We start from the raw sequence: 15,346 nt of genomic DNA on the forward strand, positions 1-15,346 counted from the left end.
GAGAAAGGCCGGACGGTGTGCGCGCGAGTCACTTGTGCGCACCTCCGTGCGGTGCGACGGCGGCCTCCTGCTGGGGCACGTCCGGTGCCGGGTCGTGCTTGCCGATGGTGGTGAGCGTGCTCGCCACGGCCGGATTGATGCGGTCCAGCAGCGGTTTCGGGTAGGCGCCCAGCAGCAGCAACGCCACCAGCAGCGGCGTCACCACGACCAGTTCGCGCGGCAGCAGGTCGCGCAGGCGCTCGTTGCCCTTCTTCACCGGACCCGTCATCATCCGCTGGTACAGCCACAGCACGTACAGCGCCGCCAGCACCAGCGCGCTGGTCGCGCACACGGCGGCCACCGGGTAGCGCGTGAAAGTTCCGGCGAGCACCAGGAATTCGCTGACGAACGGCGCGAGGCCCGGCAACGACAGCGTCGCGAGACCGGCGATGAGGAACGTCCCGGCCAGGACGGGCGCCACCTTCTGCACGCCGCCGAACTCGGCGATGACGCGAGTTCCGCGGCGCGACACCAGGAATCCGGCGATCAGGAACAGCGCGGCGGTCGAGATGCCGTGGTTGACCATATAGAGCGTCGCCCCCGCGCCACCCTGGTTGGTCATGGCGAAGATGCCCAGGATGATGAAGCCGAAGTGCGAGATCGAGGTGTAGGCGATCAGCCGCATGACGTCGGTCTGCCCGATGGCCAGCAGCGCCCCGTACACGATGCCGATCACCGCCAGCGTGCTGATCAAGGGCGCGTAGGTGGTGGACGCCGAGGGGAACAGCAGCAGGCAGTAGCGCAGCATGCCGAAGGTGCCCACCTTGTCGACCACCGCCATCATGAGCACCGCGCTGGCCGGGGTGGCGGAGACCGCGGCGCCGGGCAGCCAGGTGTGCAGCGGCCACAGCGGCGCCTTCACCGCGAACGCGAACATGAAGCCGAGGAAGAGGGCGTTGAGTACCGCGGGCCCCGCACCGAGTTGGCCGGAGTTGGCCGCGGCCACGACCGCGCGGAAATCGAACGTCCCGCCGCCGTCGGCGCCGAGCTGCTCGCGCGCGGTGAGCACGTACAACCCGATCACCGCGGCCAGCATGATGAGCCCGCCGAACAGGTTGTACAGCAGGAACTTCACCGCCGCGCGGGACCGCTGCTGCCGCTGCGCCGCATCGTCGCTGCGCGGGCCGAATCCGCCGATGAGGAAGTACATCGGAATCAGCATCACCTCGAAGAACACGTAGAACAGCAGGATGTCCAGCGAGGTGAACGAGATCAGCACCATGGATTCGACGATCAGCGTCAGCGCCACGTAGATGTGCGCCACCCGCCGGCCGGTGCCGACCTCCCGATCGTCCTTCCACCCGGCGAGGATCAGCAGTGGCACCAGCGCGGCCGTCAGCAGCACCAGCACCAGCGCGATCCCGTCGACGCCGAGGGTGTACCCGGCTCCGAAAGCCGGTATCCAGCGGTGCGATTCGACGAACTGGAACTGCGCCCCGCCGGGTTCGAACCGCACCGCCACCACGATCCCGGCCGCCAGGGTCGCGAGCGCGACGACCAGGCCCGCCGACCGGGCCGCGGTGCGCCACGCGCCGGGCAGGATGAGCACCAGCACCGCGCCCGCCATGGGCAGCACCCACAGCGTCGTGAGCCACGGGAAAGAGTTCACAGCAACCTCACCGCCAGCAGGGCGGCGACCACCAGGGCCGCGCCGGTGAACATGGACAGGGCGTAGGACCGGACGAAACCTGTTTGCACGCGCCGGATTCGGGCCGACAGGCCGCCGATGATCGCGGCCGTGGTGTTGACCAGGCCGTCGATGCCGCGGTTGTCGACGAATACCAGGGACCGGGTCAGGTGCTGCCCGGGGCGCATGAAGGCCGCCTCGTTGACGGCGTCGCCGTACAGGTCGCGGCGGGCGGCGAGGGTGAGCGCGGAGGCGGCGGGCGCCGTCTCCGGCACGGTGCGGGCGTACCGGTTGTAGGCGACCCACACCCCGGCCGCCACGACCGCCAGCGCGAGGACGGTGATCGCCCACGCCGGAATCGCGGGTTCACCGTGATGCGCGCCGACCACCGGTGCCAGCCAATCCTGCAGCGACGACCCGAGCACCAGCAGCCCGCCCGCGCCGATCGAACCGAGGGCCAGCAGGATCATCGGCCCGGTCATCACCGCGGGCGATTCGTGCGGGTGGGCGTCCTCGCGCCAGCGCCGCTCGCCGAAGAAGGTCATGATCATCACCCGGGTCATATAGAAGGCGGTGATCCCGGCGCCCGCCAGCGCCGCGAGACCGGTCACGATCCCGCCCGCGCCGCCGAAGGCGAAGGCGGACTCGATGATTCGGTCTTTGGAGAAGAATCCGGAGAACGGGGGCACGCCGATGATCGCGAGGTAGCCGAGCCCGAAGGTGGCGTAGGTGATCGGCATGACCTTGCGCAGTCCGCCGTAGCGGCGCATATCGGTCTCGTCGTTCATGCCGTGCATCACCGAGCCCGCTCCGAGGAACAGCCCGGCCTTGAAGAAGCCGTGCGTCAGCAGGTGCATGATGGCGGCCGCGTAGCCGATCGGCCCGAGCCCGGCCGCGAGCACCATGTATCCGATCTGGCTCATGGTGGAGGCGGCGAGCGCCTTCTTGATGTCGTCCTTGGCGCAGCCGATGATCGCGCCGAACAGCAGCGTCACCGCGCCGACGGTCATCACCGCGGCCCGCGCGCCCGGCGCGAGATCGAAGATCGGGCCGGAGCGGGCGATGAGATACACACCCGCGGTCACCATGGTGGCGGCGTGGATCAGCGCCGACACCGGGGTCGGGCCCTCCATCGCGTCCCCGAGCCAGGACTGCAGCGGCACCTGGGCGGACTTGCCGCACGCGCCGAGCAGCAACAGCAATCCGATGGCCGTGAGGGTGCCCTCGCCCGCCTGCGGAGCCCCGGCGAACACCTGGCCGAAGTCGACCGACCCGAAGGTGGCGAACATGACGAACAGGGCGATCGCCAGCCCCATGTCGCCGACCCGGTTCACCACGAACGCCTTCTTGGCCGCCGTTGCGGCGGAAGGCTTCTCGTGCCAGAAGCCGATCAGCAGGTAGGACGCCAGGCCGACGCCCTCCCAGCCCAGATACAGCACCAGGTAGTTGTCCGCCAGGACCAGCACGAGCATGGCCGCCAGGAACAGATTCAGGTAGGCGAAGAACCGGCGGCGGCCGGGATCGTGGCTCATGTAGCCGACCGAGTAGATGTGGATCAGCGAGCCGACCCCGGTGATCAGCAGCACGAAGCACATCGACAGCTGATCGAGCCCCAGCGCGAAATCGGCCTGCAGCCCGGCCACCGGGACCCAGCTGAAGAAGGCGTGCGAGACGGGCCGGTCGTCGGCCGCGCGGCCGAGCATGTCGAAGAACGCCCACCCCGCCACCGCGAACGAGGCCAGCGCCGTCAGGCAGCCCAGCCAGTGTCCCCAGGCGTTGCTCGCCCGGCCCGCGAGCAGCAACAGCACCGCACCGGCCAGCGGCAGGGCCGGCAGCAACCAGAGCGTCAGTGTCGTATCCACGTCAGTACTTCAGCAGGTTGGCGTCGTCGACCGAGGTCGAGCGGCGGGCGCGGAAGATGGTCATGATGATGGCCAGGCCGACCACGACCTCGGCGGCGGCGACCACCATCGTGAAGAACGCGTACACCTGGCCGTCCAGGTTCGCGCGTTCCCGGGCGAAGGTCACGAAGGCCAGATTGACCGCGTTCAGCATCAACTCGATGCACATGAACACCACGATCGCGTTGCGCCGCACCAGTACACCGGCCGCGCCGATGGTGAACAGCAGCGCGGACAGATACAGGTAGTTGTCCGGATTCACCGCAGAGCCTCTCTCTCAGCCGTGCGTGGGGTTGTCGTCGGAACCGTTGTCGCCGTTCGCGTTCCGCACGCCGATGGCCGCGGCCTCGGTATGCGCGCGGTGGCGGCGGTGCCGCAGGATCGTGCTGACCGACAGGGCGGCGAACGAGCCGTCCGGCAGGCGGGCGGGCACGTCGACCGCGTTGTGCCGGGCGTAGACACCGGGCGTGGGCAGCGGCGTGACCTGCTTCCCCTCGCGCACCCGGCGTTTCGACAGCTCCCGCTGATCGGTGCGCGGGCCGAAACGCTCGCGGTGCGCCAGCACCATGGCGCCGATGGTCGCGGTGATCAGCAGTGCGCCGGTCAGTTCGAAGGCCCACACGTAGCGCACGAAGATCAGCTCGGCCAGCGCCGCGATGGTGTCGCGGCCGAAACCGGGCCCCACCGGCGCGGCCGCATCGTCGTGCACGCCGCGGGCGATGGCGGCGATCAGCAGCGCCCCGAAGCCGAGGCCCACCACGACGGCCGCGACGCGATGCCCGCGCAGCGTCTCCCGCAGCGACTCCGAGGAGTCGACGCCGACGAGCATCAGCACGAACAGGAACAGCATCATCACCGCGCCGGTGTAGACCACGATCTGCACCACGCCCAGGAACAGCGCGTTCTGGGCGATGTAGAAGACCGACAGCGTGATCATGGTGGCCGCCAGGCACAGCGCCGAATGCACCGCCTTGCGTGCGCACACCATGCCCAGTGCGCCGACGACCGCGACGACGGCAAGGATCCAGAACGTCACGGCCTCGCCGGTGGTGGTGCGTGTGATCGCCTCGGCGGCAAGGGTATTCATCATGACGCTCCTTCCGCACCGGCCGCGGCGGGCTCGGGCGCGGCGGCGCCGGCGGGCGGGACGGCGGGCATACCGAGGTCGGTGCGGCGCAGCCCGGTGTCCTGCGGCGTGCCCGGCGCGGCCGGGACGTTGCCGAGGTAGTAGTCCTCGTCCGTCGCGCCCGGATAGGCCGGGTGCGGCGCCGGTTGCATTCCCGGTTCCAGCGGGGCGAGCAGGCGGTTCTTCTCGTAGATGAGGTCCGCGCGGCTGGCGTCGGCGAGTTCGTACTCGTTGGTCATGGTCAGCGCGCGGGTGGGGCACGCCTCGATGCACAGTCCGCAGCCGATGCAGCGCAGGTAGTTGATCTGGTAGACCCGCCCGTACCGCTCGCCGGGGGAGAAGCGCTCGCCCTCGGTGTTGTCGGCGCCCTCGACGTAGATGGCGTCGGCGGGGCAGGCCCAGGCGCACAGTTCGCAGCCGATGCATTTCTCCAGCCCGTCCGGGTGCCGGTTGAGCTGGTGGCGGCCGTGGTAGCGCGGCGCGGTCGGGACCTTCTCCTCGGGATAGAACTCGGTGTTCTTCTCCTTGAACATGGTCCCGAAGGTGACGGCGAATCCGGCGAGCGGTTCGAGCAGGCCGGGCTTGGGCCCCTGGCGTTCGGGCGGGGGCGGCATCGGCGGCACGGGGAAGCCCGCGTATGCCTCGGCCGCGGCGGGTTCGCCCTCGGCAGCGCGGTCGTCGCCCTTGTGCCCGGCGCGCAGCATGACGCCGATCAGCAGCAGCGACAGCACGATCCCGCCGATCACCAGGCCGGCGGTCTCGATGTGGGTGCCGTTGTCCTGCAACACCTTGAGCGTCGCCACGATCATCACCCAGAGCAGCGACACCGGGATCAGCAGCTTCCAGCCCAGGTTCATGAACTGGTCGTAGCGCAGCCGGGGCAGCGTGCCCCGCAGCCAGATGAACACGAACAGGAAGGTCCACACCTTGGCGGTGAACCACAGGATCGGCCACCAGCCGGAATTGGCGCCCGCCCACAGGCTCAGCGGGAACGGCGCGTGCCAGCCGCCGAAGAACAGCGTGGTGGCCAGCGCCGACACCGTGCCCATGTTGATGTACTCGGCCATCATGAACATGGCGAACTTCAGCGAGGAGTACTCGGTGTGGAAGCCGCCGACCAGCTCGCCCTCGGCCTCGGGCAGATCGAACGGCGCCCGGTTGGTCTCGCCGACCATCGACACCGCGTAGATCAGGAACGACGGCAGCAGCAGGAAGACGTTCCAGGTGCCCCACTGGCTTTCGACGATGCCCGAGGTGGACATCGTTCCGGCCAGCAGGAACACCGCGGCGAAGCAGGCGGCCATCGCGATCTCGTAGGAGATGACCTGCGCGGTCGAGCGCAGGCCGCCGAGCAGCGGGTAGGTCGAGCCCGAGGCCCAGCCCGCGAGCACGATGCCGTAGACCCCGACCGAGGCCATCGCCAGGATGTACAGCACGCCGACCGGCATGTCGGTGAGCTGCAACGGAGTTCGCGTGCCGAAGATCGACACCTCGGGTCCCAGCGGGATCACCGCGAACGCCATGACCGACGGGATCAGCGCGATGATCGGCGCCAGGATGTAGATCGGCCGGTCCACGATGGTGGGGATGATGTCCTCTTTGAGGAGCATCTTCGCGCCGTCGGCCAGCGACTGCAGGGTGCCGCGCGGGCCCACCCGATTGGGGCCGACCCGCATCTGCATCCAGGCGACCACCTTGCGCTCGATGAGCACGCCCAGCAGCGGGATGCTCAGCAGGAAGACGAAGATGCCGACGGATTTCAGCAGGATCAGCCACCACGGGTCGTGGCCGAACATACTCAGATCACTCACGGTGGTCCTCCCGTCGGATGCGCACGAGGTGGCCGGGGATGGCGGCGAGTTGCTCGGACACCACCGACCCGGGGGAGTTGAGCGGCAGCCACACGACGCGGCCGGGCATCTCGGTGATCGCCAGCGGCAGGGTGATGTGGCCGTGGTCGGTGCTCACCCGCACCGGATCGCCTGCGGCCGCGCCGATCTCGTCGGCGGTCTCGCGCGACAGGCGCACCACGGGCGGGTGGGCGGTGGCGGCCAGGTTCGGTTCGCCGTCCTGCAGGCGGCCACGGTCCAGCAGCATGCGCCAGCCCGCGAGAACGGCGGTGCCGGGTGCGGTGTGCGGGGCGGCCTGCGGCGGCCGGGTGGGCGCGGGGACCGGCTCGCCGTCCCAGACCCCGAGATCGGCGAGTTCGGCTCGGGCCGAGGTGATGTCGGGCAGGCCGATCGGGATGCCCATCTCGTCGGCGATCGCGTGCAGCACCCGGTGGTCGGCGAGCGGCGCGGCCGCGCGGCGGACGGTGGGGTCGGCGAGGGCGGCGTCGAACTGGCGGTTGCGCCCCTCCCAGGTGAGGAAGGTGCCCGCCTTCTCCATCGTGGACGCCACCGGGAAGACGACGTCGGCGCGATCGGTGACCGCGCTGCGCCGCAGTTCGAGGCTGACCACGAAACGCGCGGCATCGAGCGCGGCGAGGGCGGCCGCCGGGTCGGGCAGGTCGGCGACCTCCACCCCGCCGATCACCAGCGCGCCGAGATGCGCTGCGGCGGCGAGTATTTCAGAGGTGTCGCGGCCCGGCTCGGCCGGGAGATCGTCGACGTTCCAAGCGGTGCGAAGCTGCTGGCGCGCGCGGGCATCGGCGACAGGGCGGCCGCCGGGCAGCAGGCCGGGCAGCGCGCCCGCCTCGACGGCGCCGCGTTCGCCCGCGCGGCGCGGGACCCAGGCCGTCGCCGCGCCCGTGGCCTCGGCCAGGCGGAGTGCGGCGGAGAGGGCGCCCGGTGCGGTGGCGAGCCGTTCGCCGACCAGGATCACGGCGCCGGGTGTGCGGAGCAGTCGGCCGAGTTCCGAGACCTGATCGGGCACATCCGGTGCGGCCGGCCGGAGGGAGGCGAGCGTGTCGAGCACGTGCGCTTCGCGTCCGGGTGCGGCCGGGAGCAGTGTGCCCGACATCCGCTCCAGACCCCTACTCGCGTACGGCGCAACGGAATACACCCGCAGACCGTGCTTGCGGGCCGCCTTGCGCAGCCGCAGGTACACGATCGGCGATTCCTCTTCCGGCTCGAACCCGGCCAGCAGCACCACCGGCGCGGTCTCCAGCGCCGCGTAGTCGACCGCCATGCCGCGGCCCGCGACACGGGCGGCCAGGAAGTCGGCCTCCTCCGCCGAGTGGCCGCGGGCGCGGAAGTCGATGTCGTTGGTGCCCAGCGCGATCCGCGCGAACTTGGTGTAGGCGTAGGCGTCTTCGAGCGTGGCGCGGCCACCGACCAGGACGCCGGCGTTGCCCCGGGCCGCCGCGAGCCCTTCGGCCGCGCGCGCGAGTGCCTCGGACCAGGACGCCGGGGCCAGGGTGCCGTCCCAGTCGCGTATCAGGGGTGTGGTGATCCGGTCGGGCTCGGTGGCGTAGGCGAATGCCCAGCGGCCCTTGTCGCAGTTCCACTCCTCGTTCACCTGCGGATCGTCACCGGCCAAGCGGCGCAGCACCTTTCCGCGACGGTGGTCGGTGCGCTGTGCGCAGCCGGACGCGCAGTGCTCGCACACGGCGGGGCTGGACACCAGGTCGAAGGGGCGGGCGCGGAACCGGTAGGCGGTGCCGGTGAGCGCCCCGACCGGGCAGATCTGCACGGTGTTGCCGGAGAAGTAGGAGTCCATCGGCTGGCCCTCGGCGACGCCGACCTGCTCGAGCGCCCCGCGATCCATCAATTCGATGAACGGGTCGCCCGCGACCTGCTGGGAGAAGCGGGTGCAGCGCGCGCACAGCACGCAGCGCTCCCGGTCCAGCAAGACCGCGGCCGACAGCGGAAGCGGTTTGGGGTAGGTGCGTTTCACGCCTTCGAAGCGGGATTCGGCGCGCCCGTTGGACATCGCCTGGTTCTGCAGCGGGCATTCGCCGCCCTTGTCGCACACCGGGCAGTCCAGCGGATGATTGATCAGCAGCAGCTCCATCACGCCCTCCTGCGCCTTCTCGGCCGCGGGCGAGCTGAGCTGGGTGTGCGCCACCATGCCGTCGGTGACCGCCATCGTGCAGGAGGCCACGGGCTTGCGCTGGCCCTCGACCTCCACCAGGCACTGCCGGCAGGCGCCGACCGGGTCGAGCAGCGGATGGTCGCAGAAGCGCGGGATCTGGATGCCGACGAGTTCGGCGGCGCGGATCAGCAGCGTGCCGGCGGGCACGCTGACGGTGGTGCCGTCGATGGTGACGCTCACCAGATCCTGGGGCACCACATCGCTGTCGCTGTTCGAGACAGTCGCGGTCATGGCAGGCCTCCTGGGAATGACGGGACTCGGTTCATCGCGCGCTCTCCGCGGCGTCCGCCCAGGCCGTCGATCGAGCCGGATCGAACGGGCAGGCGCCCAGGCGCAGATGCTCCTCGTATTCGGCGCGGAAGTACTTCAGCGACGACACGATCGGGCTGGCCGCGCCGTCGCCGAGCGCGCAGAACGACTTGCCGTTGATGTTGTCGGCGATGTCGAGCAGCTTGTCGAGGTCGGCCGCGGTGCCGCCACCGGCCTCCAGCCGTTGCAGCAACTGCACCAGCCAGTAGGTGCCCTCCCGGCACGGCGTGCACTTCCCGCAGGATTCGTGGGCGTAGAACTCGGTCCAGCGCAGTACCGCGCGCACCACGCAGGTGGTGTCGTCGAAGATCTGTAATGCCTTGGTGCCCAGCATGGATCCGGCCGCGGCCACGTTCTCGTAGTCCAGCGGCACGTCGAGATGCTCGTCGGTGAACAGCGGAGTGGACGAGCCGCCGGGCGTCCAGAACTTCAGTCGATGCCCGCGCCGCACGCCACCGGCGTAGCCGAGCAGCTCACGCAGGGTGACGCCGAGCGGCGCCTCGTACTGTCCCGGCCGGGCGACATGCCCCGACAGCGAGTAGAGCGTGAAGCCGGGCGACTTCTCGCTGCCCATGGAACGAAACCAGTCGATGCCGTTGAGGATGATCGGCGGCACGCTGGCAATGGATTCGACATTGTTGACCACGGTCGGGCAGGCGTAGAGACCGGCGACGGCCGGGAAGGGCGGGCGCAGCCGGGGCTGGCCGCGGCGGCCCTCCAGGGAATCGAGCAGCGCGGTCTCCTCGCCGCAGATGTAGGCGCCCGCACCGGCGTGCACGATCAGTTCCAGGTCGTATCCGGAGCCGAGGATGTCGTGGCCCAGATAGCCGGCGTCGTAGGCCTCCTGCGCCGCCGCCCGCAGCCGTCGCAGCACCGGGAGCACCTCGCCGCGCACGTAGATGAACGCGTGCGAGGCCCGGATGGCGTAGGCCGCGATGATGACGCCCTCGACGAGCACGTGCGGGGTGGCCAGCATGAGCGGAATGTCCTTGCAGGTACCCGGTTCCGACTCGTCGGCGTTGACCACCAGGTAGTGCGGTTTGATGGTGCCGTCGGGGCCGGGGCCCTGGGGGATGAAACCCCATTTCATGCCGGTGGGGAAGCCCGCGCCGCCGCGGCCGCGCAGGCCCGCGTCCTTCACGGTGGCGATGACCTCGTCCGGCTGGAGCCCCAGAGCCTTGGGCAGGGCGCGGTAGCCGTCGTGGCGGCGATAGGTGTCCAGCGTCCAGGACTGCGGTGCGTCCCAGTACCGGGTGAGGACGGGAGCGAGGGTCACCGCGCACCTCCGGAATCACCGGGCGCGGGCTGCTCCGCCGTGGCGGCCTCGCGGGCAACGCGCAGGCCCGCGAGAGTGGCCTCCCCGGGCTCGCCGTCGTTGGCGCCCGGCCGGTCGTCGGGGAAACCGGCCAGGATGCGGGCGGTTTCGCGGAAGGTACACAGGGGCGCGCCGCTGCGCGCGGCCGTGACCTGTTCGCCGTTGCGCAGCGCGTCCACCAGCGCGCGGGCCGACTCCGGGGTCTGGTTGTCGAAGAACTCCCAGTTGACCATCACCACGGGGGCGTAGTCGCAGGCGGCGTTGCATTCGATGTGCTCGAGGGTGACGGCGCCGTCGGAGGTGGTCTCGCCGTGCCGAATACCCAAGTGCGCCTGCAGGTCCGCGAAGATCTCGTCGCCGCCCATGACCGCGCACAGCGTGTTGGTGCAGACTCCGACGTGGAAGTTCCCGGTCGGGGTGCGGCGGTACATGGAGTAGAAGGTGGCGACCGCGGTCACCTCGGCGTCGGTGAGACCCAGTTGCCCGGCGCAGAATCCGATGCCGGTGCCGGAGACGTAGCCCTCCACGCTCTGCACCAGATGCAGCAGCGGCAGCAGCGCCGACCGCGGCTGCGGGTAGCAGTCGATGATCTGCTTGGCCTCCAGCTCGAGGCGGTCGTGCACCTCCGCGGGATACGGGGCCGGCCGCGTGGTCAGTTGCAGCAGGACTTCGGTCATCGATCGACACCACCCATCACCGGGTCGATGCTGGCGACGGCGGCGATGACGTCGGCGACCATGCCGCCCTCACACATCGCCGCGACGGCCTGCAGATTCGTGAACGAGGGATCGCGGTAGTGCACCCGGAACGGCCGGGTGCCGCCGTCGGAGACCATGTGCACGCCGAGCTCGCCGCGCGGCGACTCGACCGCGGTGTACACCTGGCCGGGCGGCACTCGCATGCCCTCGGTGACGAGCTTGAAGTGATGGATCAGCGCCTCCATGGAGGTGCCCATGATCTTGCCGATGTGCTGGGCGGAGTTGCCGAGCCCGTCGGGGCCCAGTTTCAGGTCGGCGGGCCAGGCGATCTTCTTGTCGTCCACCATGACCGGGCCGGGCCGCAGCTTGTCGAGGCACTGTTCGACGATCTTCACCGACTCCTTCATCTCGTTGACCCGGATGAGGTAGCGGCCGTAGCAGTCGGCGCCGGTGTCGGTCATGACGTCGAACTCGTAGTTCTCGTAGCCGCAGTAGGGCTGGGACTTGCGGAGATCGTGCGGCAGGCCGGTGGAGCGCAGCACCGGACCGGTGATCCCCAGGGCCATGCAACCGGCCAGATCCAGATAGCCGACGCCGCGGGTGCGGGCCTTCCAGATCGGGTTCTCGTTCAGCAGCAATTCCATGTCGCGCAGCCGTTTAGGCAACAGCGCCAGCAACTCCCGGACCTTCTGCACGCCGTTGTCGGGTAGATCCTGGGCGACGCCGCCGGGCCGGATGTAGGCGTGATTCATGCGCAGGCCGGTGATGGTCTCGAAGACGTCGAGGATCAACTCGCGCTCACGGAACCCGAACAGCATCGGGGTCAGCGCGCCCAGTTCCATGCCACCGGTGGCCAGCGCGACCAGATGCGAGGAGATCCGGTTGAGTTCCATCAGCAGCACGCGGATCACGGTGGCGCGCTCGGGAATCGCGTCGGTGATGTCGAGCAGCTTCTCCACGCTCAGGCAGTAGGCCGTCTCGTTGAAGAACGGCGAGAGGTAGTCCATCCGGGTGACGAAGGTGACGCCCTGCACCCAATTGCGGAACTCGAGATTCTTCTCGATGCCGGTGTGCAGGTAGCCGATGCCGCACCGGGCCTCGGTGACCGTCTCGCCCTCGATCTCCAGGATCAGCCGCAGCACGCCGTGGGTGGAGGGATGCTGGGGGCCCATATTGACGACGATGCGTTCCTCGGCGGCGCCGCCGAGGGCCTCGCGCACGTCGTCCCAGTCCTGGCCCGCGACCGTGACGACCCGCTCGGGAGGCGTTGGGCGCGTGTAGGTGTCGGCGCCCTCGCGCCGGGTGTCGATGTCGTTCATCAGCTGTACGCCCTCCGCTGGTCCGGCGCCGGGATGCGGGCGCCCTTGTACTCGACCGGGATGCCGCCGAGCGGGTAGTCCTTGCGCTGGGGGTGTCCGCGCCAGTCGTCGGGCATCGTGATCCGGGTCAGGGCGGGGTGACCGTCGAACAGGATGCCGAAGAAGTCGTAGGTTTCGCGCTCGTGCCAATCCGTGGTGGGGTACACGGAGTAGAGCGAGGGGATGTGCGGATCGGCGTCGGGCGCCGACACCTCGAGTCGTAGTCGCCGGTTATGAGTGATCGACATGAGTGGGTAGACGGCGTGCAGTTCGCGCTCCGTGTCCTCGGGGTAGTGCACGCCGCTCACGCCGAGGCACAGTTCGAAGCGCAGCGCAGCGTCGTCGCGCAGGGCCTGAGCGACCCGCGGCAGGTGTTCGCGCCGCACGTGCAGGGTCAGCTCGCCGCGGAACACCACGATCTTCTCGATCGATTCGGTGAACCCGTTGTCCGGCAAGGCTTCCCGCAGTGTGTCGACCAGCTCGTCGAAGTAGCCGCCGTACGGGGGCGGGGTGCCTCCGGGCAGGCCGACCGAGCGCACCAACCGTCCGTAGCCGGAGGTGTCGCCGGTGCCGGTGACGCCGAACATGCCGCGGCGCACGCCGACCACCTCGTCGCCGGGTTCGGCGCGCTGGTCCTGTTCGGCGAGTTGTGCCTGGTCCTGAACGGTGCCGTCGGGAGTGGCGGCGGCGGGGGTGTCCGGCGGGTCCTCGGCGCCCCGGGGAGAATCGAATGTCATCGCAGCAGTCCCGTCATCTGGATGGTCGGGGTGACGGCCAGCGCGGCCTGCTCGGCCGCGCGCACGGCCTCCTCGCGATTCACCCCGAGCGGCATCTCCTGGATCTTCTCGTGCAGTTTCAAGATCGCGTGCAGCAGCATCTCCGGGCGGGGCGGGCAGCCGGGCAGGTAGATGTCCACGGGCACAACGTGATCCACGCCCTGCACGATGGCGTAGTTGTTGAACATGCCGCCGGAGGAGGCGCACACGCCCATGGCCAGCACCCATTTCGGCTCGGTCATCTGGTCGTAGACCTGGCGCAGCACCGGGGCCATCTTCTGGCTCACCCGGCCCGCCACGATCATCAGATCGGCCTGGCGCGGCGAGGCGCGGAACACCTCCATGCCGAAGCGGGCGCTGTCGAAGCGCCCGCCGCCGGTGGCCATCATCTCGATCGCGCAGCAGGCCAGCCCGAACGTGGCGGGCCACAGCGAGCCCTTACGCATGAAACCGGCGAACTGTTCGACCGTGCTCAGCAGAAACCCGCTGGGCAACTTCTCCTCGAGACCCATTCGGACTGACTCGCTTCCGTGTACGGGGTGGGTGCTTCTCAGTCCCAGCTCAATCCGCCGCGACGCCACTCGTAGGCGTAGGCGACCGAGACGTTGAAGATGAACAGGGCCATGGCGGCGAGACCGAAGACCCCGAGCGCGTCGAAGTGGACCGCCCACGGGTACAGGAACACGATCTCGATGTCGAAGATGATGAACAGCATCGCGGTGAGGTAGTACTTCACCGGAAACCGCTGCCCCGCAGCATTTCCCGGTCCGCCGCCGACGGCATGCGGCGTCGGCTCGATACCGCACTCGTAGGCCTCGAGTTTGGCGCGGTTGTAGCGCTTGGGGCCGATCACCGCGGCCAGCAGGACGGAGATGACCGCGAACGCCGCCGCGATCGCGCCCAGCACAAGGGTTGGTACCTCGGTGTTCACAACTGCACTACCCCTTCCCTTGCGGACACAGCCGGCAGTTGCCGAGGCGGGCTGACATCGTCGTCTGCCGGGCCAGTCGCGCCCCAGGGCATGGCTCAGCGGGGGTGCGGACGATAGGGGAGAACCGGACAAACGGGGCTCATATCGACGCCCGCACTGGTGTGAGCTAGGGCACAGCCTACAACTGATCTTTCTGAATGCGTGCCGTTTGCGGGCGCTCTTTGATCGAATTCGGAACTGGCACTTATGACTGAACCGGCAGAATGAGGCCGTCAGGTGACAGCGAGAGCGCGCGAAAGCGTGCACGCGTCCGCTGTCTCGATCGCGATGCCAAATCAGCGCGACCCGGGAGTCCGGGATGCCGTGCACCGGAACACAGGTGAGGTCCGGCCGCCGATGATAGGCCGCCGTGGTGTCGCACAGCAACAGTCCGCCGCGCCCGGCCGCGACGGCGGCGATCGCCTCCTGGGTCGTGAATACCGCGGGCCCGGCGGGTATCTCGCGGCCGTCGGGCGTGCGGCGCGGGGCGTGGGCGTCGCGCCAGTACCGCGGCGCGGTGTCGGCGATCCCGATCAGCGGGCACTCGGCGAGTTCCGCGGCGGCCAGGGTCTCCCGCGACGCGAGCGGGTGCCCGACGGGAAGCACGAGCACCTGCGGCCGGGCCGGCAGCACCGGCCCGATGACGAGATCGGCCTCGGCGATCGGCAGCAGCGCGAGAGCGGTGTCCACCTCGTGGCGTCGCACCGGACCGAACGGATCGGCGTACGGAATCTCCACCAACTCGACGGTGCATTCGACGTGCGTGTCCCGGAACGTGGCGACGGCGGCCAGAATTCGTTCGTCCGCGCTGCCCTGGAAACCGACCCGCAGCACACCGCGCACGCCCTGCGCCGTCGCGCAGGCCGAATCGAGGGTGGCGCGCAATCGGTCGTAGGCGGTGCGCAACTCCGGAAACAGTTGCCGCCCCAGCGGAGTGAGGCTCACCCGGCGGCTGGTGCGCTCGACCAGCCGCCCGCCGATGCGGTGCTCCAGCGACCGCAGCAGCTGCGACACCCGGCTCTGTGACACGTACAGCCGGGCCCCGGCCCGGCCGAAGTGCAGTTCCTCGGCCACGGCCAGGAAGGCCTCCAGTTCGCGCAGGTCCATGCCGTCGAGCGCCCTCTCTCTCGGTCGATGAGTCCGGCTAATAGAAGGATGAGCACATCGCCGTTGTTCCGCGCGGGTGCGGCCG

The 15,346-nt window shown here is 69.7% G+C and carries 12 protein-coding genes and 1 pseudogene; all 13 read right to left on the reverse strand.

The features are described 5' to 3' along the window. Positions 1-28: 28 nt before the first annotated feature. Positions 29-1,648 carry an NADH-quinone oxidoreductase subunit M gene (locus tag ACFMRZ_RS04840; protein WP_400178081.1) on the reverse strand — a complete coding sequence of 540 codons (1,620 nt, stop codon included), beginning with the start codon at positions 1,646-1,648 and terminating at the stop codon, positions 29-31. Further along, positions 1,645-3,528, reverse strand: coding sequence for an NADH-quinone oxidoreductase subunit L (gene nuoL, locus ACFMRZ_RS04845; protein WP_400178082.1), 1,884 nt, complete (start codon positions 3,526-3,528; stop codon positions 1,645-1,647). The genes ACFMRZ_RS04840 and nuoL overlap by 4 nt, the downstream gene beginning before the upstream one ends. 1 nt (position 3,529) lies before the next feature. Beyond that, complete coding sequence (gene nuoK, locus ACFMRZ_RS04850) at positions 3,530-3,829, reverse strand: NADH-quinone oxidoreductase subunit NuoK (protein WP_040748232.1); 300 nt, start codon at positions 3,827-3,829, stop codon at positions 3,530-3,532. 15 nt (positions 3,830-3,844) lie between these two features. After that, a complete protein-coding gene (locus ACFMRZ_RS04855) occupies positions 3,845-4,657 on the reverse strand; it encodes an NADH-quinone oxidoreductase subunit J (protein ID WP_400178083.1) in 813 nt (270 codons plus the stop codon). Continuing rightward, positions 4,654-6,489 carry an NADH-quinone oxidoreductase subunit NuoH gene (gene nuoH, locus ACFMRZ_RS04860; RefSeq protein ID WP_400182770.1) on the reverse strand — a complete coding sequence of 612 codons (1,836 nt, stop codon included), beginning with the start codon at positions 6,487-6,489 and terminating at the stop codon, positions 4,654-4,656. Before nuoH ends, ACFMRZ_RS04855 begins: the two co-directional genes overlap by 4 nt. Before the next feature lie 7 nt (positions 6,490-6,496). Then, the gene (locus ACFMRZ_RS04865) at positions 6,497-8,959 is read right to left on the reverse strand and encodes an NADH-quinone oxidoreductase subunit G (protein WP_400178084.1); all 2,463 of its coding nucleotides are present in this window, start codon (positions 8,957-8,959) and stop codon (positions 6,497-6,499) included. A 31-nt stretch (positions 8,960-8,990) separates the two neighbouring features. Then, positions 8,991-10,313, reverse strand: a complete 1,323-nt coding sequence (gene nuoF, locus ACFMRZ_RS04870) for an NADH-quinone oxidoreductase subunit NuoF (RefSeq protein ID WP_400178085.1) — start codon at positions 10,311-10,313, stop codon at positions 8,991-8,993. Beyond that, entirely contained in the window at positions 10,310-11,029 is a 720-nt protein-coding gene (gene nuoE, locus ACFMRZ_RS04875) for an NADH-quinone oxidoreductase subunit NuoE (RefSeq protein ID WP_400178086.1), read from the reverse strand. The genes nuoF and nuoE overlap by 4 nt, the downstream gene beginning before the upstream one ends. Next, a complete protein-coding gene (nuoD, locus tag ACFMRZ_RS04880) occupies positions 11,026-12,369 on the reverse strand; it encodes an NADH dehydrogenase (quinone) subunit D (protein WP_280371023.1) in 1,344 nt (447 codons plus the stop codon). The genes nuoE and nuoD overlap by 4 nt, the downstream gene beginning before the upstream one ends. Then, positions 12,369-13,145: an NADH-quinone oxidoreductase subunit C gene (locus ACFMRZ_RS04885; protein WP_400178087.1), complete on the reverse strand. Its 777-nt coding sequence runs from the start codon at positions 13,143-13,145 to the stop codon at positions 12,369-12,371. Before ACFMRZ_RS04885 ends, nuoD begins: the two co-directional genes overlap by 1 nt. Further along, positions 13,142-13,696 carry an NADH-quinone oxidoreductase subunit B family protein gene (locus ACFMRZ_RS04890; RefSeq protein WP_280276900.1) on the reverse strand — a complete coding sequence of 185 codons (555 nt, stop codon included), beginning with the start codon at positions 13,694-13,696 and terminating at the stop codon, positions 13,142-13,144. The genes ACFMRZ_RS04885 and ACFMRZ_RS04890 overlap by 4 nt, the downstream gene beginning before the upstream one ends. Positions 13,697-13,734: 38 nt before the next feature. Continuing rightward, entirely contained in the window at positions 13,735-14,115 is a 381-nt protein-coding gene (locus tag ACFMRZ_RS04895; RefSeq protein WP_187688723.1) for an NADH-quinone oxidoreductase subunit A, read from the reverse strand. Between the two features lie 303 nt (positions 14,116-14,418). Then, positions 14,419-15,261: pseudogene (locus tag ACFMRZ_RS04900) on the reverse strand (LysR family transcriptional regulator); the annotation flags it as partial. Positions 15,262-15,346: the final 85 nt, after the last annotated feature.

The organism is Nocardia sp. N2S4-5, assembly GCF_044628355.1.
Classification (GTDB): Bacteria; Actinomycetota; Actinomycetes; order Mycobacteriales; family Mycobacteriaceae; genus Nocardia; species Nocardia wallacei_B.

Excerpts from the sequence above, each read along its gene's own strand:
- ACFMRZ_RS04855 (WP_400178083.1), bottom strand. The coding sequence starts at position 4,657 with ATGATGAATACCCTTGCCGCCGAGGCGATCACACGCACCACCACCGGC.
- nuoH (WP_400182770.1), bottom strand. The coding sequence starts at position 6,489 with ATGTTCGGCCACGACCCGTGGTGGCTGATCCTGCTGAAATCCGTCGGC.
- ACFMRZ_RS04865 (WP_400178084.1), bottom strand. The coding sequence starts at position 8,959 with ATGACCGCGACTGTCTCGAACAGCGACAGCGATGTGGTGCCCCAGGAT.
- nuoE (WP_400178086.1), bottom strand. The coding sequence starts at position 11,029 with ATGACCGAAGTCCTGCTGCAACTGACCACGCGGCCGGCCCCGTATCCC.
- nuoD (WP_280371023.1), bottom strand. The coding sequence starts at position 12,369 with ATGAACGACATCGACACCCGGCGCGAGGGCGCCGACACCTACACGCGC.
- ACFMRZ_RS04885 (WP_400178087.1), bottom strand. The coding sequence starts at position 13,145 with ATGACATTCGATTCTCCCCGGGGCGCCGAGGACCCGCCGGACACCCCC.
- ACFMRZ_RS04890 (WP_280276900.1), bottom strand. The coding sequence starts at position 13,696 with ATGGGTCTCGAGGAGAAGTTGCCCAGCGGGTTTCTGCTGAGCACGGTC.